Source organism: Vibrio sp. 2134-1, from assembly GCF_033339495.1.
Window position 1 is genome coordinate 1 of sequence record NZ_JAWOUS010000086.1, and the last position, 1,327, is coordinate 1,327.

A 1,327-nucleotide genomic window follows, 5' to 3' on the forward strand; every position below is an offset into this window, starting at 1 on the left:
CCCTTCTCAGTAGTCAGACAACAGGCATTGAAGGTCATGAATGACAGGGATATCCAGACCCTCTGCCTTTACCTGAAAAAACAGAAACGGACCGTGGAAGAGTACCAGTGGCAACATTACGATGAACAATGCAATCTCCTGGAGCAACTGTTAAGGCAGGTGTTCTTGTGCCTTGAATGTGAGGCCGGTAAAGGCTCAGAAGCCGTCGTCGCCCAACTTCAACAGATGCAGACGGAAATCGCATTCGGTGGACCACTGAAGACGATGGATACGTCGCTCATCCCGAAAAAGCACCTCCCATGGTTGGTTAAACAGGATAACGTTAACCCGCAACGTTACGAATGGCTGCTCTACCGGCAGTTAACCTCACGACTGAATGGACGCATTTATTTGCCAAATGTTACCAAATACCGCGCACTGGAAGACGACCTGATCCCCCAGACATCGCAGGATACCTTGCTGGCCTCATCAACACTGGACAGACTAAAACAGCCCGCAGAGTTATTGTTACAGGAGAAACAACACCGGCTGGAAAGTGCACTCAAAGACGTTGCTCTCCATATTGATGAGGGAGACAATCGAAATGTGATCATGAAAAATCGTACCGGTACCCGCTGGCGTCTGCCGACCAAAAGCGCTACATCTCTGGTCAACAATCCCTTTTTTAAGCGAATGCAACCGGTCGGTATCGCGGATGTACTGCGGTATGTAGAGCGCGAAACCGGGTTCATGAAATGTCTGACTCATGTACTTCCGATACAAAAACAAGGGTTCACTCATCAGGATGATTTACTGGCCATTCTGATTGCCAACGCCACTCACCGTGGTGTGTATGGCATGGCGCAGATCTCCGATCGAAGCTATGAACACCTGAGTACGGTGCAGGCCAACTATATCCGGCCTGAAACGCTGCATGACGCCAGCGACGTGATCAATAATGCGGTTGCAGCGCTACCCATCTTCCGCCACTACCATATTCAGGAGGACCAGCTGCACGCCAGTGCGGATGGTCAGAAATTCGAAACCCATCTGGAAACCTTTAAAACCCGGTACTCCTCTAAGTATTTCGGCACCAACAAAGGGATCACGGCCATGACACTGGTGGCCAACCACAGCGCCCTCAATGCTCGGATCATCGGTTCCAACGAGCACGAATCACACTATATTTATGACCTGTTACAATCCAACAGCAGTGAAATCAAACCTGACGTACTCTCGACAGATACACACGGTGTCAATCATGTTAACTTCGCCTTACTGGATCTATGCGGTTACAGTTTTGCACCGCGATACGCGCAGTTCAGTAGTGTCATCAATGATCTGTTTG

General features: G+C 49.7%; 1 pseudogene. It reads left to right on the forward strand.

Features of this window, described 5'->3' with window-relative positions:
* Positions 1-1,327: pseudogene (locus R7R78_RS24025) on the forward strand (Tn3-like element ISShfr9 family transposase); the annotation flags it as partial.